We start from the raw sequence: 25,675 nt of genomic DNA on the forward strand, positions 1-25,675 counted from the left end.
TGCCTGCATATATCGGTAGGCCCCGGGAGCTGGCGCGAAAGCGCAGATGAGCCTCGATGGCGTGATCCTGAAGCAATTCTCGCAAGACCAGGTCAACCGGCCCGACGGGGCCCACGGAGGTAGTTTCCTTGGCTGCTGCGCGCAACGCATCGTCCACCCAGAATCCGAAGAACGGCCGCGATCACCAGCGGCTCTCCTTCGCCAAGATTTCCGACAAGCTGTCGGTGCCCAACCTGCTGGCACTGCAGCTCGAGAGCTTCGACTGGCTCGTCGGCAATGACACGTGGAAGTCGCGTGTCGTCGAGGCGCAAGCCCAGGGGCGCGAGGACATCGCGCTCAAGAGCGGCCTCGAGGAGATCTTCGACGAGATCTCGCCGATCGAAGACAACGCCGGCACGATGCAGCTCTCCTTCGAGAACCCGATCCTCGATGAGCAGAAGTTCACCATCGAGGAGTGCAAGGAGCGCGGCAAGACCTACGCCGCGCCGCTGTACGTCGAGGCCGCGTTCTACAACACCGAGACGCAGGTGCTCAAGAGCCAGACGGTCTACATGGGCGATTTCCCCATCATGACCGACAAGGGCACCTTCATCATCAACGGCACCGAGCGCGTCATCGTGTCGCAGCTCGTCCGCAGCCCGGGCGTCTACTTCGAGCGGGCGCAGGAGAAGACCAGCGATAAGGACGTCTTCACGGCCCGCGTCATCCCGAGCCGCGGCGCGTGGCTCGAGTTCGAGGTCGACAAGCGCGATCAGGTCGGCGTGCGCATCGACCGCAAGCGCAAGCAGTCGGTCACCGTGTTCCTGAAGGCGCTCGGCATGACGAGCGAGGAGATCCTCGAGGAGTTCGCCGGCTACGAGTCGATCGCGCTCACCCTGGAGAAGGACGCGATCGTCACGCAGGAAGAGGCGCTCAAGGACATCTACCGCAAGCAGCGCCCGGGCGAGCAGGTCGCCATCGAGGCCGCGCGCGCCCTCCTCGACAACAGCTACTTCAACCCGAAGCGGTACGACCTGGCGAAGGTCGGCCGGTACAAGATCAACCGCAAGCTGGGCGTCGACGCGCCCATCACCGACTCGGTGCTGTCGCTCGAGGACATCGTTGCGACGATCAAGTACCTGGTCGGCCTGCACGCGGGCACCGAGACGCTCCCCGGCACCCGTGAGGGCCAGCCGGTCGACGTTCGCCTCGAGACCGACGACATCGATCACTTCGGCAACCGCCGCATCCGCGCCGTGGGCGAGCTCATCCAGAACCAGGTGCGCACCGGCCTCAGCCGCATGGAGCGCGTCGTCCGCGAGCGCATGACGACGCAGGACATCGAGGCGATCACGCCGAACACCCTGATCAACACCCGGCCCGTGCTGGCCGCGATCAAGGAGTTCTTCGGAACGTCCCAGCTGTCGCAGTTCATGGATCAGAACAACCCGCTCGCGGGTCTGACCAACAAGCGCCGCCTCTCCGCGCTCGGCCCGGGCGGTCTCTCGCGCGACCGCGCCGGCGTCGAGGTGCGAGACGTGCACCCGTCCCACTACGGCCGCATGTGCCCGATCGAGACGCCGGAAGGCCCGAACATCGGCCTGATCGGCGCGCTCGCGACGTTCGCGCGCATCAACGCGTTCGGCTTCATCGAGACGCCGTACCGCCGCGTCGTCGACGGCAAGGTCACCGATCAGGTCGACTACCTCACCGCGCACGAGGAGGACGAGTACCTCATCGCGCAGGCGGGCGCTCCGCTCGCGCAGGACGGCTCCTTCGCAGAGAAGCAGGTACTCGCGCGCCCCCGCGGCTCGGAGGTCATCATGGTCGACGCCGAGCGCGTCGGCTACATGGACGTCTCGCCCCGCCAGATGGTGTCGGTCGCGACCTCGCTGATCCCGTTCCTCGAGCACGACGACGCGAACCGCGCGCTGATGGGTGCCAACATGCAGCGCCAGGCGGTGCCGCTGGTGCGCAGCGAGTCGCCGGTGGTCGGCACCGGTATGGAGGGCTACGCCGCGATCGATGCGGGCGACGTGATCACGGCCGCCAAGTCGGGCGTCGTGGAAGAGGTCTCCGCGGACTTCGTCACCATCCAGGAGGATGAGGGCGGCACGAAGAGCTACTTCATGCGCAAGTTCGATCGCTCGAACCAGGGCACGAACTACAACCACCGCGTCATCGTCAAGGCGGGCGAGCGCATCGAGGCCGGCGAGGTCATCGCCGACGGTCCCGCGACGGAGAACGGCGAGCTCGCGCTCGGCAAGAACCTGCTCGTCGCGTTCATGTCGTGGGAGGGCCACAACTTCGAGGACGCGATCATCCTGAGCCAGAACCTGGTGAAGGACGACACGCTGTCGTCGATCCACATCGAGGAGTACGACGTCGACGCGCGCGACACCAAGCTCGGCAAGGAGGAGATCACCCGTGACCTCCCCAACGCGAGCATGGAGGCGCTGAAGGACCTCGACGAGCGCGGCATCATCCGCATCGGCGCCGAGGTCTCGCCCGGAGACATCCTCGTCGGCAAGGTCACCCCGAAGGGCGAGACCGAGCTGTCGGCCGAGGAGCGCCTGCTCCGCGCGATCTTCAACGAGAAGAGCCGCGAGGTGCGCGACACATCGCTCAAGGTGCCTCACGGCGTCTCCGGAACCGTCACCTCCGTCAAGGTCTTCGACGCGGAGAACGACAACGACGACGAGCTCGGCTCGGGCGTCAACCAGCGCGTGGTCGTCTATATCGCTCAGAAGCGCAAGATCACCGAGGGCGACAAGCTCGCGGGCCGTCACGGCAACAAGGGCGTCATCTCGAAGATCCTCCCGGTCGAGGACATGCCGTTCCTCGAGGACGGCACCCCGGTCGACGTGATCCTGAACCCGCTGGGCATCCCGGGCCGAATGAACTTCGGGCAGGTGCTCGAGGTGCACCTCGGCTGGATCGCCAAGCAGGGCTGGAAGGTCGAGGGCACTCCCGAGTGGGCCGCCAAGCTCTCCCAGCAGGCGCTCGAAGCCGCTCCGAACACCAAGGTCGCGACCCCCGTGTTCGACGGCGCGTCCGAGGCCGAGATCGCCGGTCTGCTGGATTCGACGCTCGTCACCCGCGACGGGGAGCGCCTCATCGATTCCTCGGGCAAGACGCGTCTGTTCGACGGTCGCTCGGGCGAGCCGTACCCGTACCCGATCTCGGTCGGCTACATGTACATCCTGAAGCTGCACCACCTGGTGGACGACAAGATCCACGCGCGCTCGACGGGCCCGTACTCGATGATCACCCAGCAGCCGCTCGGCGGCAAGGCGCAGTTCGGCGGGCAGCGCTTCGGCGAGATGGAGGTGTGGGCGCTCGAGGCCTACGGCGCCGCATACGCGCTGCAGGAGCTGCTGACCGTGAAGTCCGACGACATCCTGGGTCGTGTGAAGGTGTACGAGGCGATCGTGCGCGGGGAGAACATCCCCGAGCCCGGCGTGCCCGAGTCCTTCCGAGTGCTCATGAAGGAGATGCAGTCGCTCTGCCTGAACGTCGAGGTGCTGGGGGCCGACGGCAACGCCGTCAACCTGCGCGACAACGACGACGAGGCGCACCGCACCGCGGAAGAGCTCGGCATCAATCTCTCCACCCGCTTCGAATCCTCGTCGATCGACGAGATCTGAGCCGGCGACACCTTCACTTCTACTGAAATCCCCAAGGAGAACATTTTGCTCGAGGGTACGAGTTTCAACGAGCTGCAGATCCGTCTCGCGACGGCTGAAGACATCCGCAGCTGGTCGTTCGGCGAGGTCAAGAAGCCGGAGACCATCAACTACCGCACGCTGAAGCCCGAGAAGGACGGTCTGTTCGGCGAGCAGATCTTCGGGCCCAGCCGCGACTGGGAGTGCGCGTGCGGCAAGTACAAGCGCGTCCGCTACAAGGGCATCGTCTGCGAGCGCTGCGGCGTCGAGGTGACGAAGTCCAGCGTCCGTCGTGAGCGCATGGGCCACATCGAGCTGGCCGCTCCGGTCACGCACATCTGGTACTTCAAGGGTGTGCCGTCGCGTCTCGGCTACCTCCTCGACATGGCGCCGAAGGACCTCGAGAAGGTCATCTACTTCGCCGCGTACATGATCATCGACATCGATGAAGAGGGCCGTCACGAGGATCTGGGCGAGCTGGAGGCCGAGCTGCGTCTCGAGCTGAAGGCGCTCGAGGATCAGCGCGACATCTCGATCGCGCAGCGTCAGCAGCAGGCGGAGTCCGACCTCGCCGCACTCGAGGCCGAAGGGGCGAAGGCCGATCAGCGCCGCCGCGCCGAGGCTTCGGCGGAGAAGGAGATGACCGCCATCCGCAAGGGCTTCGACGACGACATCGCTCGTCTGCAGCGCGTGTGGGAGGACTTCCGCGGCCTCAAGGTCGGCGACCTGAAGCCCGAGGATGCCGTCTTCGCGGACCTGCAGGATCGCTACGGCGATTACTTCGAGGCCTACATGGGCGCCGAGGCGATCAAGAAGCGCCTGGAGTCCTTCGATCTCGCCGCTGAGGCTGAGGCGCTGCACCTGCAGATCGCCGAGGGCAAGGGTCAGAAGAAGATTCGCGCGATCAAGCGCCTGAAGGTCGTCAGCTCCTTCCTGCAGACGGGTGCGAGCCCGGCAGCCATGGTGCTCGACGTCGTTCCGGTCATCCCGCCGGAGCTGCGCCCCATGGTGCAGCTCGACGGCGGTCGCTTCGCGACCTCAGATCTCAACGACCTGTACCGTCGCGTGATCAACCGCAACAACCGTCTGCGTCGTCTGCTCGACCTGGGCGCCCCGGAGATCATCGTGAACAACGAGAAGCGCATGCTGCAGGAGGCCGTCGACGCGCTGTTCGACAACGGTCGCCGCGGTCGCCCCGTGACGGGAACCGGCAATCGCGCCCTCAAGTCGCTGAGCGACATGCTCAAGGGCAAGCAGGGCCGCTTCCGTCAGAACCTGCTCGGCAAGCGCGTGGACTACTCGGGCCGTTCGGTCATCGTGGTCGGTCCGCAGCTCAAGCTGCACCAGTGCGGCCTGCCCAAGCAGATGGCGCTCGAGCTGTTCAAGCCGTTTGTGATCAAGCGCCTCATGGACCTGTCGCACGCGCAGAACGTGAAGGCCGCGAAGCGCATGGTCGAGCGCGCGCGCTCCGAGGTCTGGGACGTGCTCGAGGAGATCATCCGCGAGCGTCCGGTGCTGCTCAACCGCGCGCCGACGCTGCACCGACTCGGCATCCAGGCCTTCGAGCCGCAGCTCGTCGAGGGCAAGGCGATCCAGCTGCACCCGCTCGTCTGCGCCGCCTTCAACGCGGACTTCGACGGCGACCAGATGGCCGTGCACCTGCCGCTGTCGGTCGAGGCCCAGGCCGAGGCGCGCGTGCTCATGCTCGCGTCGAACAACATCCTGAAGCCCTCGGACGGCCGCCCGGTCACCCTGCCCTCGCAGGACATGATCATCGGCCTGCACCACCTCACGACGATCAAGCGCGATTCCGTCGGCACCGGCCGTGCCTTCGGATCGATCGCCGAGGCGATCCTCGCCATGGACGAGGGCACACTCGACCTGGGCGCGCGCGTCAAGATCCGTCTCACCGGGTACACCGACGAGCACGGCGTGACGTCGGAGAAGCCGGTGCTCGTGGAGACCTCGCTCGGGCGAGCCATCTTCAACGAGGCGCTGCCCTCCGACTACGCCTACTTCGAGCGGGTCGCCGACAAGGGCTCGCTCTCGAGCCTGGTCAACGACCTCGCGGAGCGCTACCCGAAGGTGGAGGTCGCGGCGACGCTCGACCGCATCAAGGACGCGGGCTTCCACTGGGCCTCGCGCTCCGGTGTGACCGTCTCGCTCTCCGACGTCGTCACCCCCGCCAACAAGGGCGAGATCATCGGCGAGCACGAGAAGCGCGCGGCGAAGGTCGAGCGCGATTACGAGCGCGGCATGATCCAGGACAGCGAGCGCAAGAAGGCGCTGACCGAGATCTGGACCGAGGCGACCGACGAGGTGGCTGCGGCGATGCGCGAGCAGTTCCCGGAGGACAACACGATCTTCCGCATGGTGTCGTCGGGTGCTCGTGGCAACTGGCTGCAGATTCGCAACATCGCCGGCATGCGCGGGCTGGTGTCGAACCCGAAGGGCGAGATCATCCCGCGCCCGATCATCAACTCGTACCGCGAGGGCCTGTCGGTCGCGGAGTACTTCATCGCGACCCACGGCGCGCGAAAGGGTCTGGCCGATACGGCGCTGCGCACCGCCGACTCGGGCTACCTGACCCGTCGTCTGGTGGACGTGTCTCAGGACGTCATCATCCGCGAGGACGACTGCGGCACGCGGCGCGGCCTCGACCTGCCCATCGCCGCACCCGACGCCAATGGCGTGCTCGTGCGCGATGAGGACGTCGAGAACTCCGTATACGCCCGTACGCTCGCCGCGGACGCGGTGAACGGCGAGGGCGCAGTCGTCGCGCAGGCGGGCGAGGACGTGGGCGATGTGCTCATCGAGAAGCTCGTCGCGGGCGGAGTCACCGAGATCAAGGTGCGCTCCGTGCTCACCTGCGAGTCCGCCGTCGGCGTGTGCGCGACCTGCTACGGGCGCTCGCTGGCCACCGGTCAGCGCGTCGACATCGGCGAGGCCGTGGGCATCATCGCGGCGCAGTCGATCGGCGAGCCGGGTACGCAGCTGACGATGCGCACCTTCCACACCGGTGGTTCCGCCTCGGCCGACGACATCACGCAGGGTCTGCCCCGCGTGCAGGAGCTCTTCGAGGCGCGTACCCCGAAGGGTGCATCGCCGATCGCCGAAGCCGCGGGTCGCGTCTTGATCGACGACTCCGAGAAGAGCCGCCGGATCCTGCTCACGCCGGATGACGGCACCGAGGAGAAGGCGTACCCCGTGCTGAAGCGCGCGACGCTGCTCGTCGAGGACGGCGACCACGTCGAGCTGGGCCAGCCCTTCCTCGCCGGCACGCTCGATCCGAAGGACATCCTGCAGGTCGGCTCCACCGAGAACGGCAAGCACATCCCCGGTGAGCGCGCGGTGCAGAAGTACCTCGTCGAGGGCGTTCAGGGCGTCTACCGCTCACAGGGCGTGCCGATCCACGACAAGCACATCGAGGTCATCGTGCGCCAGATGCTGCGCAAGGTCACGGTGGTGGATCACGGCGAGACCGAGCTGCTTCCGGGCGAGCTGGTCGACCGCGCGCGCTACCAGCGGATCAACCGCGAGGCGCTGCTCGATTCGAAGCGCGCAGCGACGGCGCGACCCGAGGTCATGGGAATCACCAAGGCCTCGCTCGCGACCGAGTCGTGGCTCTCCGCCGCGTCCTTCCAGGAGACGACGCGCGTGCTCACCCAGGCAGCGATGGAGGGATCGCGAGATCCGCTCATCGGGCTCAAGGAGAACGTGATCATCGGCAAGCTGATCCCGGCCGGCACGGGACTCGGCGTCTACCGCGATGTCGACGTCGCGGCGACCGAGGAGGCGAAGGCGGAGCGGTACCCGAACCGCCTCTTCGCCACCGAGGGAACCTTCGACGAGAACGATCTCTCGTTCGTGGACTTCGACAGCTTCACGACCGACGAGTTCAACCCCGGCAACTACAGCTAGTCTGCAGCGCCGACGCGACGGGCGTCCTCACCTTCGGGTGGGGGCGCCCGTTTCGCGTTCCCCGTGTTCGAGCAGCACGGCGCGGGAGACTCGCGCGCGTGCTCCGAGCTTGTACTGTTGCCGCACATGATCGTGTCAGGTGCGACTACTGCGCCGGGCATCCCGATCCGCTACGAGAGGTGAAGCGATGAGCGACGAGCGCGAGGGATCCGCGTCGAGGGCTGCGGAAACGCCCGAGACCGCCGCCAATCCGGGGGCACCGGTCGAGGAGACCGAGGCGAGCCGCACCGAGGTGCTCCGCGCCGTGCAGCGTTCGCGCACGTCCGGGGGAGAGGACGTCGCGGTCGAGCAGACTGAGCTGACGAAGTCGGAGACGGAGGTGGCCGGGCCCCGCGAAGCCGACGCGTCCGCGGCGGATGAGGATGCGGAACGGGTTCGCCGGGAGCAGGCATCGCTCGTCGACACGCAGCTGGACATGGATCCGCCCACCGACCGATCCTCGGCCGCCGCGACACCGACGCGCGAGGAGACCGCGGCGCTGCCGGCCCTCGACGACCTGCCCTCTGCGGCGGCGGAGGCGAAGGCGCGCGAGCGCGAGGACGAGATCCGGATCAGTTCCGATCATCCCATGGCGGGTCTGTACGTGCAGACGCCGATGCCCCCGGACATCAAGGGGAATCGAGGCGCTGGCGTACTGATCGCCGTCGTGGCGACGATCGGATTCGCAGCGGTGCTGGCAGGAGTGCTCGCCCTCTGGCTGGCCCCCATGTTCCCCCCGTCGACCTTCCTCGTGGACGGGCTGGTGCCGTGGCTCACCTCGTGGCCGATCATCGCGGGAGCCGTCGCGTTCTTCGTCGGCCTCGTGCTGCTGGTGCTGATCGTGGGACGCGCCGGATGGTGGGCGTACGTTCTGGGCGGGTTCTTCGTCGCCGCGCTCGTCTGGATCGCGGTCACTCTCGGACTCGCGTACTTCGGAACGCCGTTCGAGAGCCCGCGCGAGATGCTCGGCGGATCCCGAGGCTGGTCGGGCGATCTCCACACGCTCGTCACCCGATTCGGCCTCACCGTGCCCGCGCTCGGAGCGGCGCTCGTCGCACGCGAGGCCACCGTGTGGTTCGGTGCGTGGATCGGCGGTCGGGGACGTCGCGTCAAGCTGCGCAATGCTCGTGAGCTGGCCGACTACGAGGCGTCTCTCGCCGAGTCGAAGGCTTCCGCCCAGGCATGACGCCCGAGCCGCGCCGGGGAGTGACCCGTGGGTACGTCGCGGGCCTCATCGGCGCGGCGGTCATCGTCGCTGCGGCGCTGCTCGTAGCGGTCTGGGGCGGCCTCGCGCTCCTGCTCGACCGCGATCCCGTGGAGTCGGGCGTCGCGTCGTGGATCGCTCCGCTCGTCGTCTTCGGGGCGCTCGCGCTGCTGGCTGCCATGCTGTGGCGCCACGCGATCGCGCTGCTGCGCGGGAGGCGGCAGCCCGCCTGGTCCTCGCTCATCGTCGCGGCAGCCGGGGTCTACCTCTGGTGGGGGGTTCTGGGAATGCTCTCCGGGATGACGGTCGAGGAGACGTGGCTCAGTCCGTTCGCGGCGACGCTCCCCGTCATCTGGACAGGGACGGCACTTCTGTTCTGGGCGGTGCTGGCCCGCCGGGTCTACACTGATCGTCCGGCTCCCCGGTGGCCGTGGGAGCGCGACGAGGAGGGCGACTGACCGTGGCGGGAGGCATCGAGGAGCGGGTCGACGCCGCAGTCGATTCGTGGTTGCGCTGGGTGCCGCGCTGGAGTCCCGGCACGCATCGCGGCCGGTCGCGAGTCTGCCGGCGCTGCACCGGTTCGCCGGTCGTCGCGGCGGCGGGCCTCACGGCGGACGTTCCGCATCAGGTCGTCCATGCCCTCGTGTCGCGCTTGCAGCGCATCATCGATAAGCGCGTCGACGAATTCACCGAGAGCCGACTGCCCACACTGCATGCGGAGCTGCAGGGCGCCGAGCTCTGGGAATCGGGCGGGTACGATCCTGCTGACGGGCTCGAGCCGGAGTTCGACGGCCTCGACCCCGACCCGGAGCCCGGTGACGACGAACAGCCGTTCCTCTTCACCCTCGCCGGGCTGGCGGAGGAGTCGCGGCCGGAGCCTCCGCTGCCGAGACCCCCGTTGAGTGCAGACGAGAAGATCCGGTTGCGTCGCGAGATCGAACTCGCCGATGCACAGGCGGCAGCCGTCGGGCAGGAGGTCTGCTTCGCGCTCGTCGCCCACCGCGCACGCATCGAGACCGCCGTGCAACGATTCGTCGAACCGCAGATCCGGAGCATGCTCGACGAGCTGAGCCGCAACCTCGAACCGCCTCGCTGAACCGCGAGGGCGCTGTCGCGATCGGGCGCGCCCGGCATCATTGCCAAAGCGGGTTCGTGAGCGTATAGTTATGTGCTGGTGTGTTCCACTGGCTCAGTCGTGCCTGCGCGACGGTTTCTGGGGACTGCGCCGCAGGGTCGGACGCTTCGCGAGAAGTGGGCCCCCACGGCATACCTGCACTCGGTTCCGCACCCGCGGAACAGCAGGTCCGCGGTCGCGCAAGCGGCCGCACATGCTCATCCATTGAAGCATTCCTGTCACCGTGCAGGACAAATGAGGAGAACTATTGCCTACCATTCAGCAGTTGGTTCGCAAGGGCCGGTCGCCGAAGGTCACTAAGACCAAGGCGCCCGCTCTGAAGGCGAACCCGCAGCAGGCTGGCGTATGCACCCGTGTGTACACCACCACTCCGAAGAAGCCCAACTCGGCAATGCGCAAGGTTGCCCGTGTGAAGCTCCGCAACGGCACCGAGGTCACCGCCTACATCCCGGGCGAGGGCCACAACCTGCAGGAGCACTCGCTGGTGCTCGTGCGCGGTGGTCGTGTGAAGGACCTCCCCGGTGTTCGTTACAAGATCGTGCGCGGCGCGCTCGACACGCAGGCGGTCAAGGATCGTCAGCAGGCTCGTAGCCGCTACGGTGCAAAGAAGGTGAAGTAATGCCCCGTAAAGGTCCCGCTCCCAAGCGCCCCGTCGTCGCTGATCCCGTCTACGGTTCGCCCGTAGTCAGCCAGCTCGTCAACAAGATCCTCCTCGACGGCAAGAAGGGTCTCGCCGAGCGCATCGTCTACGGTGCACTCGAGACCGTCGCCGAGAAGTCGGGTCAGGACGCGGTCACGGTTCTCAAGAAGGCGCTCGACAACGTGCGCCCCACTCTCGAGGTCCGCTCGCGTCGTGTCGGCGGCAGCACCTACCAGGTGCCCGTCGAGGTCAAGCCTCATCGTGCGAACACGCTCGCCCTCCGCTGGCTCACCAGCTACGCGAAGGCTCGTCGTGAGAACTCGATGACCGACCGCCTCACCAACGAGATTCTCGACGCTTCCAACGGCCTCGGAGCCGCGGTGAAGCGCCGCGAGGACACGCACAAGATGGCGGAGTCGAACCGCGCGTTCGCCCACTACCGCTGGTAGAACCCCGGTTCCCGGCGGGTGCGCATGCGCGCCCGCCGGGAACCACCGGGGCCCCGCCCCGCGACTTGGACGGCGCAGTTCGGCAGCCGAGTCGACATCTCCCGAAACTTCACCCCCACCCCGGAGGAGAACCCTGTGGCACAAGACGTGCTCACCGACCTGAGTAAGGTCCGCAACATCGGCATCATGGCGCACATCGATGCCGGCAAGACCACCACCACCGAGCGCATCCTGTTCTACACGGGTGTGAACCACAAGCTGGGTGAGACGCACGACGGTGCTTCGACGACCGACTGGATGGAGCAGGAGAAGGAGCGCGGTATCACCATCACCAGCGCTGCCGTCACGTGCTTCTGGAACAAGAACCAGATCAACATCATCGATACGCCGGGCCACGTTGACTTCACCGTCGAGGTGGAGCGCTCGCTCCGCGTGCTCGACGGCGCAGTCGCGGTATTCGACGGCAAGGAGGGCGTTGAGCCCCAGTCGGAGACCGTCTGGCGCCAGGCCGACAAGTACGGCGTTCCCCGCATCTGCTTCGTCAACAAGATGGACAAGATGGGCGCCGACTTCTACTTCACGGTCGACACCATCGTCAGCCGACTCGGCGCGAAGCCGCTCGTCATGCAGCTGCCCATCGGCGCCGAGTCCGACTTCATCGGCGTCGTCGATCTGCTCTCGATGAAGGCATTCGTCTGGGAGGGCGACGCCAAGGGCGACGTCTCGCTGGGCGCCGCCTACGAGACGCAGGAGATCCCGGCGGACCTGCAGGCGAAGGCCGAGGAGTACCGCGCGCAGCTCGTCGAGGCCGTCGCCGAGAGCGACGACGCCCTGCTCGAGAAGTACTTCGCGGGCGAAGAGCTCAGCATCGACGAGATCAAGGCGGGAATCCGCAAGCTCGTCGTGAACAACGAGATCTACCCCGTGTACTGCGGCTCGGCCTTCAAGAACCGCGGCATCCAGCCGATGCTCGATGCGGTCGTCGACTTCCTCCCGAACCCGCTCGACGTGGGCGCGATCGAGGCGCACGACCCGCGCGACGAGTCGGTCATCATCGAGCGCAAGCCGTCTTCGAGCGAGCCGTTCTCGGCCCTCGCGTTCAAGATCGCCGTGCACCCGTTCTTCGGTCGGCTGACCTACGTGCGCGTGTACTCCGGCAGCGTCCCCTCGGGCACCCAGGTCGTCAACTCGACCAAGGGCAAGAAGGAGCGCATCGGCAAGATCTTCCAGATGCACGCCAACAAGGAGAACCCGGTCGACGAGCTCACGGCCGGCAACATCTACGCCGTGATCGGTCTGAAGGACACGACGACGGGAGACACCCTCTCGGATTCGGGGAACCAGGTCGTCCTCGAATCGATGACGTTCCCCGAGCCCGTCATCGAGGTCGCCATCGAGCCGAAGACGAAGAGCGACCAGGAGAAGCTCGGCGTCGCGATCCAGAAGCTCGCCGAAGAGGATCCCACGTTCCGCGTGAGCCTCAACGCCGAGACCGGCCAGACGGTCATCGCCGGCATGGGCGAGCTCCACCTCGACATCCTCGTCGATCGCATGAAGCGCGAGTTCAACGTCGAGGCGAACGTGGGCAAGCCCCAGGTCGCGTACCGCGAGACGATCCGTCGCGAGGTGCCGAAGTACGACTACACCCACAAGAAGCAGACCGGTGGCTCCGGTCAGTTCGCGAAGGTGCAGATCTCGCTGGCTCCGCTCGAGGGCGAAGCCGACAAGACGTACGAGTTCGAGGACAAGGTGACCGGCGGTCGTGTGCCGCGCGAGTACATCCCCTCGGTCGATGCGGGTATCCAGGACGCGATGCAGTACGGCATCCTCGCGGGCTTCCCCGTCGTGAACGTGCGCGCACAGCTGCTGGACGGCCAGTACCACGACGTCGACTCCTCGGAGATGGCGTTCAAGATCGCCGGTTCGATGGCGTTCAAGGAGGCGGCGCGTCTCGCGCAGCCCGTGCTGCTCGAGCCCCTCATGGCGGTCGAAGTGCGCACGCCCGAGGAGTACATGGGCGACGTCATCGGCGATCTGAACTCGCGCCGCGGTCAGATCCAGTCGATGGAGGATGCGAGCGGCGTCAAGGTCGTTCGGGCGCTCGTCCCGCTGTCCGAGATGTTCGGGTACATCGGCGATCTGCGGTCGAAGACCAGTGGTCGTGCCGTGTTCTCGATGACCTTCGACTCGTACGCCGAGGTTCCGAAGGCAGTGGCCGACGAGATCATCCAGAAGGCCAAGGGCGAGTAATCGCGCCGGTCGGTCGGCGGGGGTGCCGTGCATGCCCGCCGACCGGATCGCTCAGGTCGCGATCGCGACGCTGAGCTTGTAACATAGTGACACCAACCCCGTATTCGTGTCCTCCGAAACCGTCGGAGGAAAACGGTACTCGACGTCCTGAGGAGGACCATAGTGGCGAAGGCCAAGTTCGAGCGGACCAAGCCGCACGTAAACATCGGAACGATCGGTCACGTCGACCACGGTAAGACCACCCTTACCGCGGCGATCTCGAAGACCCTCGCCGACAAGTTCCCGTCAGACGTGAACGTGCAGCGCGACTTCGACACGATCGACTCGGCTCCCGAGGAGCGCCAGCGCGGCATCACGATCAACATCTCGCACGTTGAGTACGAGACCGACAAGCGTCACTACGCTCACGTCGATGCCCCCGGTCACGCTGACTACATCAAGAACATGATCACCGGTGCCGCTCAGATGGACGGCGCGATCCTCGTGGTCGCGGCGACCGACGGCATGATGGCGCAGACCAAGGAGCACATCCTGCTCGCCAAGCAGGTCGGCGTTCCCTACCTGCTTGTCGCCCTCAACAAGAGCGACATGGTCGACGACGAGGAGATCCTCGAGCTCGTCGAGATGGAGGTCCGCGAGGAGCTCTCCAAGCAGGGTTACCCCGGAGACGACGTCCCCGTCGTCCGCGTGTCGGGCTACGAGGCGCTCCAGGGCAACGAGAAGTGGGTCAACTCCATCGTCGAGCTCATGGAGGCGGTCGACGAGTCGATCCCCGATCCCGTGCGCGACAAGGACAAGCCGTTCCTCATGCCCGTCGAGGACGTCTTCACGATCACCGGTCGTGGCACCGTCGTCACCGGCCGCGCCGAGCGCGGTACGCTGAAGATCAACTCCGAGGTCGAGATCGTGGGCCTGCGTCCGACGCAGAAGACCACGGTCACCGGTATCGAGATGTTCCACAAGCAGCTCGACGAGGCGTGGGCCGGCGAGAACTGCGGCCTGCTGCTCCGCGGCACCAAGCGCGAAGAGGTCGAGCGCGGCCAGGTCGTCGTGGCCCCGGGCTCGATCACCCCGCACACCAAGTTCGACGGCACCGCCTACATCCTGAAGAAGGACGAGGGCGGCCGCCACAACCCGTTCGAGACGAACTACCGTCCGCAGTTCTACTTCCGTACGACTGACGTGACCGGTGTCATCACCCTTCCCGAGGACAAGCCGATGGTCATGCCCGGCGACACCACGGACATGTCGGTCGAGCTGATCCAGCCGATCGCTATGGAAGAGGGCCTCGGCTTCGCGATCCGTGAGGGTGGCCGCACCGTCGGCGCTGGCACGGTGACCAAGGTCGTCGAGTAAGTCTCGTAGCACTCCCGGTACTCATGGCCTTCGGGCCGGGTACCAGAACCCCCGGGGATCCGTCCCCGGGGGTTCTTCCGTTCCCGAGCGCCTGCGCGCGGCCTCCGCTTTCGCGCAGGCGCGTCGCGGTATCCTCGAAGCTGATCCACGCCCCGACGTCACCGGACCCGGGCGAAACGAAGGGAGCCCACGTGCAGCAGTCCGCCGCGGGCCGCATCGCCCACTTCACCCGGCAGTACGGCGTACTCTTCGTCGCCGACGCAGCGGCATGGGGCATCGGGATCCTCGCAGCGCTGGTACTGCGGTTCGACTTCAATCTCATGCGCATCCACTGGGGTTGGACGCTCGTCGTCATCGGTGTCACCGCGCTGCTGCAGCTCGCCGCGGGCTGGCTGTTCTGGCTGTACCGCAGCCGCTACCAGGTCGGCAGCTTCGACGAGGTGCGGGTGCTGGTGCTCGACATCGTCGTGGTGATGACGGTGGCCTGGCTGTTCGCCTACGTCGTCGGCTACGGCAACGGCATCCCGCGCAGCACCCTCTTCATCGCAGCGCCCATCACGTTCAGCCTGATGGGGGTGGCCCGCTATGTGGCGCGGTTGTACGTCGAGCGGCAGATGCTGCCCGGATCCGGGGCGGAGCGCACGCTCCTGTACGGCGCCGGGTATCTCGGAGTTCAGACGGCCAAGCGGATGCTGACCGACGCCAAGGGATCCGCCCTGCCGGTCGGCTTCATCGACGACGACCCGAAGAAGCGTCGGCAGGAGGTGCGCGGTGTGCGGGTGCTCGGCGGCTTCGATGATCTCGGCGAGGTCGCCCGATCCACGGGCGCGACCAAACTCATCGTCTGCATCGGCGATGCTGACGCGGGGCTCATGCGTCGGGTCGACGAGGCGGCGAACCGGGCGGGTATGACGGCGATGGTGCTTCCGCCGCTCGATCAGATCCTGCGCAACAACTCGGTGATCTCCGACGTGCGCCAGCTCTCCATCGAAGATCTCATCGGGCGCCATCCGGTTCGCCTCGAGACCGAGTCGATCGCGTCGTACCTGCAGGATCGCCGCGTGCTGGTGACGGGCGCGGGCGGATCAATCGGGTCCGAGCTCTGCCGGCAGCTCGCCCGCTTCGCCCCCCGCGAGCTCATCATGCTGGACCGTGACGAGACCTCGCTGCAGGAGACGCAGCTGTCGATCAGCGGCCATGGTCTGCTCGATACGAATGACGTCGTGCTCGCGGACATCCGCGATGCCGGCGCCCTCGAGCGCCTCTTCCGCGAGCGCATGCCGGAGGTGGTCTTCCACGCCGCGGCGCTGAAGCACCTCCCCATGCTGGAGCAGTACCCGGACGAGGCCTGGAAGACGAACGTGCTCGGCACGCTCAACGTGCTGCGCGCCGCGCAGGCGGCCGAGGTGGGAACGTTCGTGAACATCTCCACGGACAAGGCCGCGAACCCCACCAGTGTGCTCGGGCACTCGAAGCGCGTCGCGGAGAAGCTCACGGCGTGGATGGCCGAGCACACCGGCCAGCGCTATCTCTCCGTGAGATTCGGCAACGTGATCGGGAGCCGAGGCTCCATGCTCCCGACGTTCCGCAAGCTCATCGACGCCGGCGGCCCCGTTACGGTGACGCATCCGAACGTCACGCGGTTCTTCATGACGATTCCGGAGGCGTGCCAGCTGGTGGTGCAGGCGGGCGGGATCGGGCGCCCCGGCGAGGTGCTGATCCTCGACATGGGCGAACCCGTCAGCATCCTCGACGTTGCGAAGCGGATGATCGCGCAATCCGGTCGCGACGTGGACATCGTCTTCACGGGATTGCGACACGGCGAGAAGCTCCACGAGGAACTCGTGGGTGACGGCGAGGGCGACGAGCGCCCGTATCACCCGAAGATCTCCCACGCGCGCGTCGACGCGATCTCACCGGCGGTGCTCGACCACGAGGGCTGGGTCGCCCGCATGAACCTGACGGCCGAGGCCGAGGAGCGGGTGCAGTGACGGTGTTCGCAATCGGATGGATCGCAGGCGCGGTCGCCCTGGGCGCGAGCAGCCTGCTGCCGTTCGTCGTCCGCCCGCTCCTCGTGCGACTCGGGATCATGGACGTACCGAACGAACGCTCGTCTCACGCGCGCCCGGTGCTGCGCGGGCTCGGCCTCGCGGTGCTCGTCGCGATGGGCGCCGGCGGGGGCTTCGCCGTGGGTGCGGAGTACGCCGCTGCAGGGGAGTGGCGGATCCTGCTCACCGTCGTCGCAGGTTCCCTCGCCGCCGGGCTGCTGGGATTCGCCGAAGACCTCCGCGGGCTCAGCGTGGGAGTGCGCAGCGTCCTGCTCCTCGCTATCGCGCTCGGGGCGGCCGTGGCGATCCTCCTGCTCGCGGGTTCCGGCATCCCGCTCTGGGGGGCGGCGGCTCTGACGGTCTATGCGGTGCTGTTCATCTCGAGTTACATCAATGTGGCCAACTTCATGGACGGGTTGAACGGCATCAGCGGGTTCCACGGAGTGATCGCGGGTCTCGCGTTCGCGGCTGCCGGGGGGCTGCTCGATCTGCCCTGGCTGTTCGCCGCGGGCCTCGTGCTCGCCGCGGGCTTCGGGGGGTTTCTGCCGTGGAACCTGACGAAGCCGGGAGCCTTTCTCGGTGATGTGGGCAGTTACCTGCTCGGCGGCGCCGTCGCCGTAACGAGCTTCGCCGCACTGATCGCGGGCGTGCCGCTGCTGGCGACCATCGGCCCCATGGTGATCTACTTCGGCGATGTGGCGGTCACGCTCGTGAAGCGAGTGCGGTCGGGGCACCGGTGGGATGAACCCCATAAGGAGCACACGTATCAGCGCGTGCAGCAGCTCGGCTACTCGCACGTGCAGGCGTCGGGCATGACGGCTGCAGCGACGCTCACCACGTCGCTGCTCGGGCTGCTGTCCCTGTTCACCGGCACCGCCGGATCGATCGCTCTGTTCGCGGCTGGACTCGCCGTACTCGTGCTGTATCTCCTGCTCCCGAGACTCCTGCCGAACCGGCACTGAAGGCCGCGACACGCCCGGGTTGCACGGTTGCGGTCCGCGTGCGAGAATAGACAGGTTCAGTACTCCGCGCCCCGGTGCGGATCACTGCCAGGCAGTGCATAACCGCCCCGCTCGTTCGGGGTTCTGGTTAGGCCGCGGGTAGCGAACGAGACCTGCACGCCGATCGGCGGCCAGACGTCAGTCCGGCCGCTTTCGTGCGCGTGGGGCCGCCTCGCCCGTCCATACGGGCCGGACGGTTTTGACAGGTGAACAGAGACCCAGCACGAAGCGCGCAAGCGCTGCAGCCAGGGCGCTGGTACGTAAGACGTCCAATGCCGCGAACCTTCGGGTGAGTGGTACGACGCAAGTAGAAAGTAGAGAGTCACATGGCGGGACAGAAGATCCGCATCCGACTGAAGTCGTATGACCACGAGGTCATCGACAGCTCCGCACGCAAGATCGTCGACACGGTGACCCGCGCGGGTGCGACCGTGATCGGCCCCGTGCCGCTCCCGACGGAGAAGAACGTGATCGCAGTGATCCGTTCGCCCCACAAGTACAAGGACAGCCGCGAGCACTTCGAGAAGCGCACGCACAAGCGCCTGATCGACATCGTCGATCCCACCCCGAAGGCCGTCGATTCGCTCATGCGTCTCGACCTGCCTGCCGACGTCAACATCGAGATCAAGCTCTAAGGGGGGATCCGGAAATGTCAGTAGTACGCAACGTGAAGGGTCTTCTGGGCACCAAGCTCGGTATGACGCAGGTCTGGGATGAGAACGGCAACGTCGTTCCCGTCACCGTCATCGAGGTGGCACCGAACGTCGTCACGCAGATCCGCACCGCAGAGGTCGACGGCTACAGCGCCGTGCAGATCGCAGCAGGTCAGATCGACCCCCGCAAGGTGAACAAGCCCACCGCAGGCCACTTCGAGAAGGCGGGCGTCACGCCGCGCCGTCACCTCACCGAGGTGCGCACCTCCGATGCGTCGGAGTACTCGCTGGGCCAGGAGCTCACCGTCGACGGTACCTTCGAGGCCGGTCAGCTGATTGACGTCGTCGGCACCTCCAAGGGCAAGGGCTTCGCCGGCGCCATGAAGCGTCACAACTTCAAGGGCGTCAGCGCATCGCACGGTGCGCACCGCAACCACCGCAAGCCCGGCTCGATCGGTGGCGCAGCCACTCCCGGCCGCGTCTTCCGCGGCCAGCGCATGCCCGGTCGTATGGGCGGCGAGCGCGTCACCGTGCAGAACCTCACCGTTCAGGCGGTCGATGCCGAGAAGGGTCTCATCCTGGTCAAGGGTGCGGTTCCCGGAGCGCGCGGTCGTCTCGTATTCGTTCGCAACGCAGTGAAGGGGGCGTAGTTCATGGCTACCGCTACCAAGCTCGAGGTGTTCGACGCACAGGGCAAGAAGGCCGGGTCGGTTGATCTTCCCGAGACCATCTTCGGCGTCGACCCCAACATCCCGCTGATCCACCAGGTGGTCACCGCTCAGCTCGCCGCTGCGCGCCAGGGAACGCACAAGACCAAGAACCGCGGCGAGGTCTCCGGTTCCGGTGTCAAGCCGTTCAAGCAGAAGGGCACCGGTCGCGCTCGTCAGGGTTCGGTCCGCGCTCCTGAGCACCGCGGCGGCGGCGTCGTGCACGGCCCCGTGCCCCGCGACTACGCTCAGCGCACCCCCAAGAAGATGATCGCCGCTGCGCTTCGCGGCCTGCTCTCGGATCGCGCTCGCGCGAACCGTCTGCATGTCGTCGAGACGTTCGGCATCGCCGACAAGCCCAGCACCAAGGCCGCTCGCGAGTTCCTCGCATCGGTCGCGCCGGGCAAGCGCGTGCTCGTGGTCATCACCCGTGAGGATGAGCTGACGGCGCTCAGCGTTCGCAACCTGGCGCACGTCCACGTGCTGTTCCAGGATCAGCTCAACGCCTACGACGTGGTCGTCAGCGACGATCTCGTCTTCACCAAGGCCGCCTTCGACGCGTTCGTCGATGGCCGTGCCGCTCAGGAGGACACGAAGTGAGCTTGAACAAGTCCGCACACGACGTCATCATCCGCCCGATCGTCTCGGAGAAGAGCTACGGACTCATCGACTCGAACGGCCAGTACACCTTCGAGGTGCAGCCGGAGTCGAACAAGACCGAGATCAAGCTCGCCGTCGAGGAGGTCTTCAATGTGAAGGTCGCCAAGGTCCGCACGCTGACCCGCAAGGGCAAGACCCGCCGCACGAAGTTCGGCATGGGAAAGCGCAAGGACACGAAGCGCGCGATCGTCACCCTGAAGTCGGGCTCCATCGACATCTTCACGGCTGCGCTGTAGAAGGGGCGAAGAGGAACACATCATGGCAATTCGCAAGTACAAGCCGACGACCCCGGGTCGTCGTGGCTCGAGCGTTGCTGATTTCGCTGAAATCACCCGCTCGACGCCTGAGAAGTCGCTGCTCCGTCCGCTCCCCAAGACCGGCGGCCGCAACAACCAGGGCCGGATCACCACCCGTCACATCGGTGGTGGCCACAAGCGTCAGTACCGCGTCATCGACTTCCGTCGTCACGACAAGGACGGCGTGAACGCCAAGGTCGCGCACATCGAGTACGACCCGAACCGCACGGCGCGCATCGCGCTGCTGCACTTCGTGGACGGCACGAAGCGCTACATCATCGCGCCGAACAAGCTCAAGCAGGGCGACGTCGTCGAGTCGGGTGCGGGCGCGGACATCAAGCCGGGCAACAACCTCCCGCTGCGCAACATCCCGACCGGTACCGTGATCCACGCGATCGAGCTGAAGCCGGGCGGGGGAGCGAAGCTCGCTCGTTCCGCGGGTGCCTCGGTTCGCCTCGTGGCGAAGGACGGCCCCTACGCGCAGCTGCGTCTCCCCTCGGGCGAGATCCGCAACGTCGACGCACGTTGCCGCGCAACCATCGGCGAGGTCGGCAATGCCGAGCAGTCGAACATCAACTGGGGCAAGGCGGGCCGTATGCGCTGGAAGGGCGTTCGCCCGACCGTGCGCGGTGTCGTCATGAACCCGGTGGATCACCCGCACGGTGGTGGCGAGGGCCGCACCTCCGGTGGTCGTCATCCGGTCAGCCCCTGGGGCCAGAAGGAAGGCCGTACGCGCCATCCGAACAAGGAAAGCGACAAGCTCATCGTGCGTCGCCGTAACGCTGGCAAGAAGCGTTAGTCGACAGGTAGGAGAGAGTAGAAGATGCCTCGTAGTCTCAAGAAGGGCCCCTTCGTCGACAACCACCTGTTGAACAAGGTGATTGTCCAGAACGAAGCCGGCTCCAAGAACGTGATCAAGACCTGGTCGCGCCGCTCGATGATCATCCCGGCGATGCTGGGTCACACCATCGCGGTGCACGACGGTCGGAAGCACATCCCCGTGTTCGTCACGGAGACCATGGTCGGTCACAAGCTGGGCGAGTTCGCGCCCACACGTACCTTCCGCGGTCACGTGAAGGACGACAAGAAGGGCCGTCGCCGCTAAGCGGTGACGTGAAGGAGGAAGAGAAATGGTGGAGTCGATCGCACGCGTGCGTCATATCCGCATCACCCCCCAGAAGGCCCGTCGTGTCATTGACCTGGTCCGCGGGAAGAACGCTCAGGAGGCGCTCGCCATCCTGAAGTTCGCCCCTCAGGCCGCGGCGGAGCCGATTTTCAAGCTCGTCGCCTCGGCGATCGCCAACGCGCGCGTCAAGGCCGACAAGGAGAACCTGCGTCTCAATGAGGACGAGCTCGTGGTAGCTCGTGCTTTCGTGGACGAGGGCGCGACGCTCAAGCGTTTCCGCCCCCGTGCACAGGGCCGCGCATTCCGTATCAACAAGCGCACCAGCCACATCACCATCGTGCTGCAGACGGCTGATGAGCTCGCCGCCGTGAAGAAGGGAGCCTAGGTATGGGCCAGAAGATTCATCCCTATGGCTTCCGCCTCGGGGTCACCACCGATCACGTATCGCGTTGGTTCTCGGACTCGACGAAGGCCGGTCAGCGCTACGCCGACTACCTCGCCGAGGACATCAAGATCCGTCAGCACCTGACGAAGCAGCTCGACCGCGCGGGCGTTTCCCGCGTGGAGATCGAGCGCACCCGTGACCGGGTTCGCGTGGACATCCATTCGGCTCGTCCCGGCATCGTCATCGGTCGCCGCGGCGCCGAGGCCGAGCGCATCCGCGCCGATCTCGAGAAGCTCACCGGCAAGCAGATCCAGCTGAACATCCTCGAGGTGAAGAACCCCGAGGCCGACGCTCAGCTCGTCGCGCAGGGCATCGCCGAGCAGCTCGCTGCTCGCGTGGCGTTCCGTCGCGCGATGCGCAAGGGTCTGCAGGGCGCTCAGCGCGCCGGCGCCAAGGGCATCCGCATCCAGGTCTCCGGCCGCCTCGGCGGCGCCGAGATGAGCCGCTCGGAGTTCTACCGCGAAGGCCGTGTGCCGCTGCACACGCTCCGCGCGAACATCGACTACGGCTTCTACGAGGCGAAGACCACCTTCGGCCGCATCGGCGTGAAGGTCTGGATCTACAAGGGTGACCTGACCAACAAGGAACTCGCTCGCGAGCAGGCGGCCCAGAAGCCGTCCCGCGACCGCGGCGACCGCCGCCGTGCGCCCCGCGGTGCACAGGCCGAGGCTGCACCCGCTGCAGCAGGAGCGGAGAAGTAAGCATGCTGATTCCTCGTCGAGTCAAGTACCGCAAGCAGCACCACCCGAGCCGTACCGGCCAGTCCAAGGGCGGTAACCAGATCGCCTTCGGCGAGTTCGGTATCCAGGCACTGACCCCCGCGTACGTGACCAACCGTCAGATCGAGTCCGCTCGTATCGCCATGACGCGTCACATCAAGCGCGGCGGCAAGGTGTGGATCAACATCTACCCGGATCGTCCCCTGACCAAGAAGCCTGCGGAAACCCGCATGGGTTCGGGTAAGGGCTCGCCGGAGTGGTGGGTTGCCAATGTCAAGCCGGGCCGCGTCCTCTTCGAGGTCGCCGGTGTCGATGAGCAGCTCGCTCGTGAGGCGCTTACCCGCGCCATTCACAAGCTGCCGCTCAAGGCCCGCATTATCAAGCGCGAGGAGGGCGACGCGTAATGGCGATCGGTACCAAGGAACTGGCCATCACCGAGCTCGATAGCTTCGAGAACGAGCGACTGGCCGAAGAACTGAAGAAGGCGAAGGGCGAGCTCTTCAACCTTCGCTTCCAGTCGGCCACCGGTCAGCTGGAGAGCCACGGACGCGTCCGCCAGGTGAAGCGCGACATCGCTCGCATCTACACCGTGCTGCGCGAGCGTGAGCTCGGCATTCGTGCCACCCCTGCTGCTGCGCCTGCGAAGGCGAAGAAGAGCAGCAAGAAGACCGAGCAGGCGGATGCCGCCGCTGAGACGAAGGAGGCCTGAACATGGCTGAGGTCGAGAAGGAACAGCGCGGCTACCGTAAGGCTCGCCGCGGCTATGTCGTCAGCGACAAGATGGAGAAGACCATCGTCGTCGAGGTCGAGGATCGCGTGAAGCACCCGCTGTACGGCAAGGTGCTGCGTCGTTCGTCGAAGGTCAAGGCCCACGACGAGCAGAACACGGCCGGTATCGGTGATCTCGTGCTCATCCACGAGACCCGGCCGCTGAGCGCTTCCAAGCGCTGGCGTCTGGTCGAGGTCCTCGAGAAGGCGAAGTAAGCCCCCGGGCTTACTCAGTGAAGGAGTAGCAAGTGATTCAGCAGGAATCCCGACTCAAGGTGGCCGATAACAGCGGCGCCAAGGAGTTGCTCACGATCCGTGTCCTCGGGGGCTCGAAGCGTCGTTACGCCGGTCTCGGCGACACGATCGTTGCGACCGTCAAGGACGCGATCCCCGGCGGCAACGTCAAGAAGGGCGATGTGGTCAAGGCCGTCATCGTCCGGACGCGCAAGTCGACTCGTCGTGGCGACGGTTCGTACATCGCGTTCGACGAGAACGCCGCCGTTATCCTCAAGGCCGACGGGGAGCCCCGCGGCACCCGCATCTTCGGGCCGGTCGGACGTGAACTCCGCGACAAGCGGTTCATGAAGATCGTCTCGCTCGCACCGGAGGTGATCTAGTCCTATGGGCGCAAAGATCAAGAAGGGTGACCTCGTCGAGGTCATCTCTGGCCCGTCGCAGGAGCGCGGCGGCTACAAGGGCAAGCAGGGTCGAGTGATCGAGGTTCTCTCCGACACCGATCGCGTCGTGGTGGAGGGCGTGAACTACGTCACGAAGCACTCGCGCGTCGGCCAGTCGGATCGTGGCACCCGCGAGGGTGGCATCGAGACCGTCGAGGCTCCGATCCATGTGTCCAACGTCGCGGTCGTCGACCCCGAGACGAAGAAGCCGACCCGCGTCGGCTTCCGCGTCGAGGAAGTCGAGAAGGACGGCAAGAAGAAGACTGTTCGCGTGCGTTTCGCGAAGAAGTCCGGGAAGGATCTCGCATGACCGAGACTGCAGCGACCACCGCTCAGCCGCGCCTGAAGCAGAAGTACCGCTCCGAGATCGTTCCGCAGCTCCGCGAGGAGTTCGGCTACGCCAACATCATGCAGGTTCCCGGCATCGTCAAGGTCGTCGTGAACACCGGCGTCGGCGAGGCCGCTCGTGACAGCAAGGTGATCGAGGGCGCGATCGCCGATCTCGTGAAGATCACCGGTCAGAAGCCGATGGTCACCAAGGCCCGCAAGTCCATCGCGCAGTTCAAGCTGCGCGAGGGCCAGGCCATCGGTGCTCACGTCACGCTCCGCGGCGACCGGTCGTGGGAGTTCCTCGACCGCCTCGTGAACCTCGCTCTGCCGCGCATCCGCGATTTCCGCGGCCTCTCGCCGCGTCAGTTCGATGGAAACGGCAACTACACCTTCGGTTTGACCGAGCAGAGTGTGTTCCACGAGATCGATCAGGATAAGATTGACCGCGTGCGTGGGTTCGACATCACTGTCGTGACCACCGCGAAGACCGACGATGAGGGCCGTGCGCTGCTTCGCGCGCTCGGATTCCCCTTCAAATCGGAATAACTGAATAGTCCAAACGGCGAGGGTGCCCGGGATTTCCCGGGCACCCAATCCGTGTGTCACCCAGGTCATTCGTCGGTGTACCGGCGCATGAAACCAGGCGAGAAAGAAAGAGTCACTCATGACGATGACTGATCCGGTAGCAGATATGCTCACCCGGCTGCGCAACGCAAACTCTGCGCATCATGACGACGTTTCGCTCCCCGGCTCGAAGCTGAAGGAGCGGATCGCTGAGATCCTCAAGCGCGAGGGCTACATTCAGGACTGGAAGGTCGAGGCGGCACGCGTCGGTACGACCATCACGATGTCGCTGAAGTACGGCCCGAACCGCGAGCGTTCCATCGAGGGCATCAAGCGGGTCTCCAAGCCCGGCCTTCGCGTGTACGCGGGCTCCACCGAGATCCCGAGCGTGCTCGGCGGCCTCGGCATCGCGATCCTGTCCACCTCCTCGGGTCTGCTGACCGACCGCGAGGCCGAGCAGAAGGGCGTCGGCGGGGAAGTCCTCGCCTACGTGTGGTAAGGCGTCATGTCACGTATTGGTAAGCTTCCCATCGCCGTTCCCGGCGGTGTAGATGTCAAGATCGATGGTCAGAAGGTCACGGTCAAGGGCGCGAAGGGCGAGCTCTCGCTCGTCATCGCCGAGCCCATCCGCGTCGCCCTCGAAGACGGTCAGGTGCTCGTCACCCGCCCGAACGACGAGCGCGACTCCCGAGCGCTGCACGGCTTGAGCCGCACGCTCATCAACAACAACATTATCGGTGTGACCGAGGGCTACTCGAAGCAGCTCGAGGTCGTCGGCACGGGGTACCGCGTGCAGCAGAAGGGCACCGGCCTGGAGCTCGCGCTCGGCTTCTCGCACCCGGTCAGCGTGGACGCCCCCGAGGGCATCACCCTCGCGGTCGAGGGCAACACCAAGATCACCGTCAGCGGGATCTCGAAGCAGGCTGTCGGCGAGGCCGCAGCCAACATCCGCAAGCTGAAGAAGCCGGAGCCCTACAAGGGCAAGGGCATTCGCTACGCGGGCGAGGTTGTCCGTCGCAAGGCAGGAAAGGCTGGTAAGTAAC

The 25,675-nt window shown here is 66.2% G+C and carries 27 protein-coding genes; all 27 read left to right on the forward strand.

Annotation, left to right across the window (positions count from 1 at the left end; translation table 11 throughout):
• Positions 1-128: 128 nt before the first annotated feature.
• The 27 genes from rpoB to rplF all read left to right on the forward strand — a co-directional run bounded on the left by rpoB (position 129) and on the right by rplF (position 25,674).
• Positions 129-3,626 (forward strand): DNA-directed RNA polymerase subunit beta, encoded by a 3,498-nt coding sequence (gene rpoB / locus PQI23_RS01700; protein WP_339970951.1) that lies wholly within the window; start codon positions 129-131, stop codon positions 3,624-3,626.
• Between the two features lie 45 nt (positions 3,627-3,671).
• Positions 3,672-7,565 (forward strand): DNA-directed RNA polymerase subunit beta', encoded by a 3,894-nt coding sequence (gene rpoC / locus PQI23_RS01705; protein WP_339970953.1) that lies wholly within the window; start codon positions 3,672-3,674, stop codon positions 7,563-7,565.
• Between the two features lie 187 nt (positions 7,566-7,752).
• On the forward strand, positions 7,753-8,790 hold the full coding sequence (locus tag PQI23_RS01710) for a hypothetical protein (RefSeq protein WP_339970954.1): 1,038 nt from the start codon (positions 7,753-7,755) through the stop codon (positions 8,788-8,790).
• On the forward strand, positions 8,787-9,266 hold the full coding sequence (locus tag PQI23_RS01715) for a hypothetical protein (RefSeq protein ID WP_339970956.1): 480 nt from the start codon (positions 8,787-8,789) through the stop codon (positions 9,264-9,266). Before PQI23_RS01710 ends, PQI23_RS01715 begins: the two co-directional genes overlap by 4 nt.
• A gap of 2 nt (positions 9,267-9,268) precedes the next feature.
• Entirely contained in the window at positions 9,269-9,904 is a 636-nt protein-coding gene (locus PQI23_RS01720) for a spermidine/putrescine ABC transporter substrate-binding protein (RefSeq protein WP_339970958.1), read from the forward strand.
• 286 nt (positions 9,905-10,190) lie between these two features.
• Positions 10,191-10,562 (forward strand): 30S ribosomal protein S12, encoded by a 372-nt coding sequence (gene rpsL, locus PQI23_RS01725; RefSeq protein ID WP_010156385.1) that lies wholly within the window; start codon positions 10,191-10,193, stop codon positions 10,560-10,562.
• Entirely contained in the window at positions 10,562-11,032 is a 471-nt protein-coding gene (gene rpsG, locus PQI23_RS01730; protein WP_010156386.1) for a 30S ribosomal protein S7, read from the forward strand. Before rpsL ends, rpsG begins: the two co-directional genes overlap by 1 nt.
• 135 nt (positions 11,033-11,167) lie before the next feature.
• Positions 11,168-13,282 (forward strand): elongation factor G, encoded by a 2,115-nt coding sequence (gene fusA / locus PQI23_RS01735; protein ID WP_339970961.1) that lies wholly within the window; start codon positions 11,168-11,170, stop codon positions 13,280-13,282.
• Between the two features lie 162 nt (positions 13,283-13,444).
• Entirely contained in the window at positions 13,445-14,638 is a 1,194-nt protein-coding gene (tuf, locus tag PQI23_RS01740; protein ID WP_058594063.1) for an elongation factor Tu, read from the forward strand.
• 191 nt (positions 14,639-14,829) lie between these two features.
• Entirely contained in the window at positions 14,830-16,629 is a 1,800-nt protein-coding gene (locus tag PQI23_RS01745) for a polysaccharide biosynthesis protein (protein WP_339970964.1), read from the forward strand.
• A complete protein-coding gene (locus PQI23_RS01750) occupies positions 16,626-17,648 on the forward strand; it encodes a UDP-phosphate alpha-N-acetyl-D-fucosaminephosphotransferase (RefSeq protein ID WP_339970965.1) in 1,023 nt (340 codons plus the stop codon). Before PQI23_RS01745 ends, PQI23_RS01750 begins: the two co-directional genes overlap by 4 nt.
• A 365-nt stretch (positions 17,649-18,013) precedes the next feature.
• A complete protein-coding gene (gene rpsJ, locus PQI23_RS01755) occupies positions 18,014-18,322 on the forward strand; it encodes a 30S ribosomal protein S10 (protein WP_010156393.1) in 309 nt (102 codons plus the stop codon).
• Positions 18,323-18,336: 14 nt separating this feature from the next.
• Entirely contained in the window at positions 18,337-18,990 is a 654-nt protein-coding gene (gene rplC / locus PQI23_RS01760) for a 50S ribosomal protein L3 (protein ID WP_010156394.1), read from the forward strand.
• Between the two features lie 3 nt (positions 18,991-18,993).
• Positions 18,994-19,647 carry a 50S ribosomal protein L4 gene (gene rplD, locus PQI23_RS01765; RefSeq protein ID WP_010156395.1) on the forward strand — a complete coding sequence of 218 codons (654 nt, stop codon included), beginning with the start codon at positions 18,994-18,996 and terminating at the stop codon, positions 19,645-19,647.
• The gene (rplW, locus tag PQI23_RS01770; protein WP_339970977.1) at positions 19,644-19,943 is read left to right on the forward strand and encodes a 50S ribosomal protein L23; all 300 of its coding nucleotides are present in this window, start codon (positions 19,644-19,646) and stop codon (positions 19,941-19,943) included. Before rplD ends, rplW begins: the two co-directional genes overlap by 4 nt.
• Positions 19,944-19,965: 22 nt before the next feature.
• The gene (gene rplB, locus PQI23_RS01775; protein WP_339970979.1) at positions 19,966-20,802 is read left to right on the forward strand and encodes a 50S ribosomal protein L2; all 837 of its coding nucleotides are present in this window, start codon (positions 19,966-19,968) and stop codon (positions 20,800-20,802) included.
• 24 nt (positions 20,803-20,826) lie between these two features.
• Positions 20,827-21,108 carry a 30S ribosomal protein S19 gene (rpsS, locus tag PQI23_RS01780; RefSeq protein ID WP_010156398.1) on the forward strand — a complete coding sequence of 94 codons (282 nt, stop codon included), beginning with the start codon at positions 20,827-20,829 and terminating at the stop codon, positions 21,106-21,108.
• Between the two features lie 25 nt (positions 21,109-21,133).
• On the forward strand, positions 21,134-21,514 hold the full coding sequence (rplV, locus tag PQI23_RS01785; RefSeq protein WP_010156400.1) for a 50S ribosomal protein L22: 381 nt from the start codon (positions 21,134-21,136) through the stop codon (positions 21,512-21,514).
• A gap of 2 nt (positions 21,515-21,516) precedes the next feature.
• Positions 21,517-22,275 (forward strand): 30S ribosomal protein S3, encoded by a 759-nt coding sequence (rpsC, locus tag PQI23_RS01790; RefSeq protein ID WP_010156401.1) that lies wholly within the window; start codon positions 21,517-21,519, stop codon positions 22,273-22,275.
• A gap of 2 nt (positions 22,276-22,277) precedes the next feature.
• Entirely contained in the window at positions 22,278-22,697 is a 420-nt protein-coding gene (gene rplP, locus PQI23_RS01795) for a 50S ribosomal protein L16 (RefSeq protein ID WP_010156403.1), read from the forward strand.
• Positions 22,697-23,002, forward strand: a complete 306-nt coding sequence (rpmC, locus tag PQI23_RS01800) for a 50S ribosomal protein L29 (protein ID WP_010156404.1) — start codon at positions 22,697-22,699, stop codon at positions 23,000-23,002. The genes rplP and rpmC overlap by 1 nt, the downstream gene beginning before the upstream one ends.
• Before the next feature lie 2 nt (positions 23,003-23,004).
• Positions 23,005-23,277 (forward strand): 30S ribosomal protein S17, encoded by a 273-nt coding sequence (gene rpsQ / locus PQI23_RS01805; RefSeq protein ID WP_010156405.1) that lies wholly within the window; start codon positions 23,005-23,007, stop codon positions 23,275-23,277.
• Between the two features lie 32 nt (positions 23,278-23,309).
• Positions 23,310-23,678, forward strand: coding sequence for a 50S ribosomal protein L14 (rplN, locus tag PQI23_RS01810; RefSeq protein ID WP_058594067.1), 369 nt, complete (start codon positions 23,310-23,312; stop codon positions 23,676-23,678).
• A 4-nt stretch (positions 23,679-23,682) separates the two neighbouring features.
• Positions 23,683-24,048: a 50S ribosomal protein L24 gene (gene rplX, locus PQI23_RS01815; RefSeq protein ID WP_339970985.1), complete on the forward strand. Its 366-nt coding sequence runs from the start codon at positions 23,683-23,685 to the stop codon at positions 24,046-24,048.
• Positions 24,045-24,614, forward strand: coding sequence for a 50S ribosomal protein L5 (gene rplE / locus PQI23_RS01820; RefSeq protein WP_339970987.1), 570 nt, complete (start codon positions 24,045-24,047; stop codon positions 24,612-24,614). Before rplX ends, rplE begins: the two co-directional genes overlap by 4 nt.
• 118 nt (positions 24,615-24,732) lie before the next feature.
• Positions 24,733-25,131, forward strand: coding sequence for a 30S ribosomal protein S8 (gene rpsH / locus PQI23_RS01825; RefSeq protein WP_010156409.1), 399 nt, complete (start codon positions 24,733-24,735; stop codon positions 25,129-25,131).
• A 6-nt stretch (positions 25,132-25,137) separates the two neighbouring features.
• The gene (gene rplF, locus PQI23_RS01830; RefSeq protein WP_339970990.1) at positions 25,138-25,674 is read left to right on the forward strand and encodes a 50S ribosomal protein L6; all 537 of its coding nucleotides are present in this window, start codon (positions 25,138-25,140) and stop codon (positions 25,672-25,674) included.
• Position 25,675: the final 1 nt, after the last annotated feature.

Source organism: Leucobacter sp. USCH14, assembly GCF_037619215.1.
Lineage (GTDB): Bacteria > Actinomycetota > Actinomycetes > Actinomycetales > Microbacteriaceae > Leucobacter.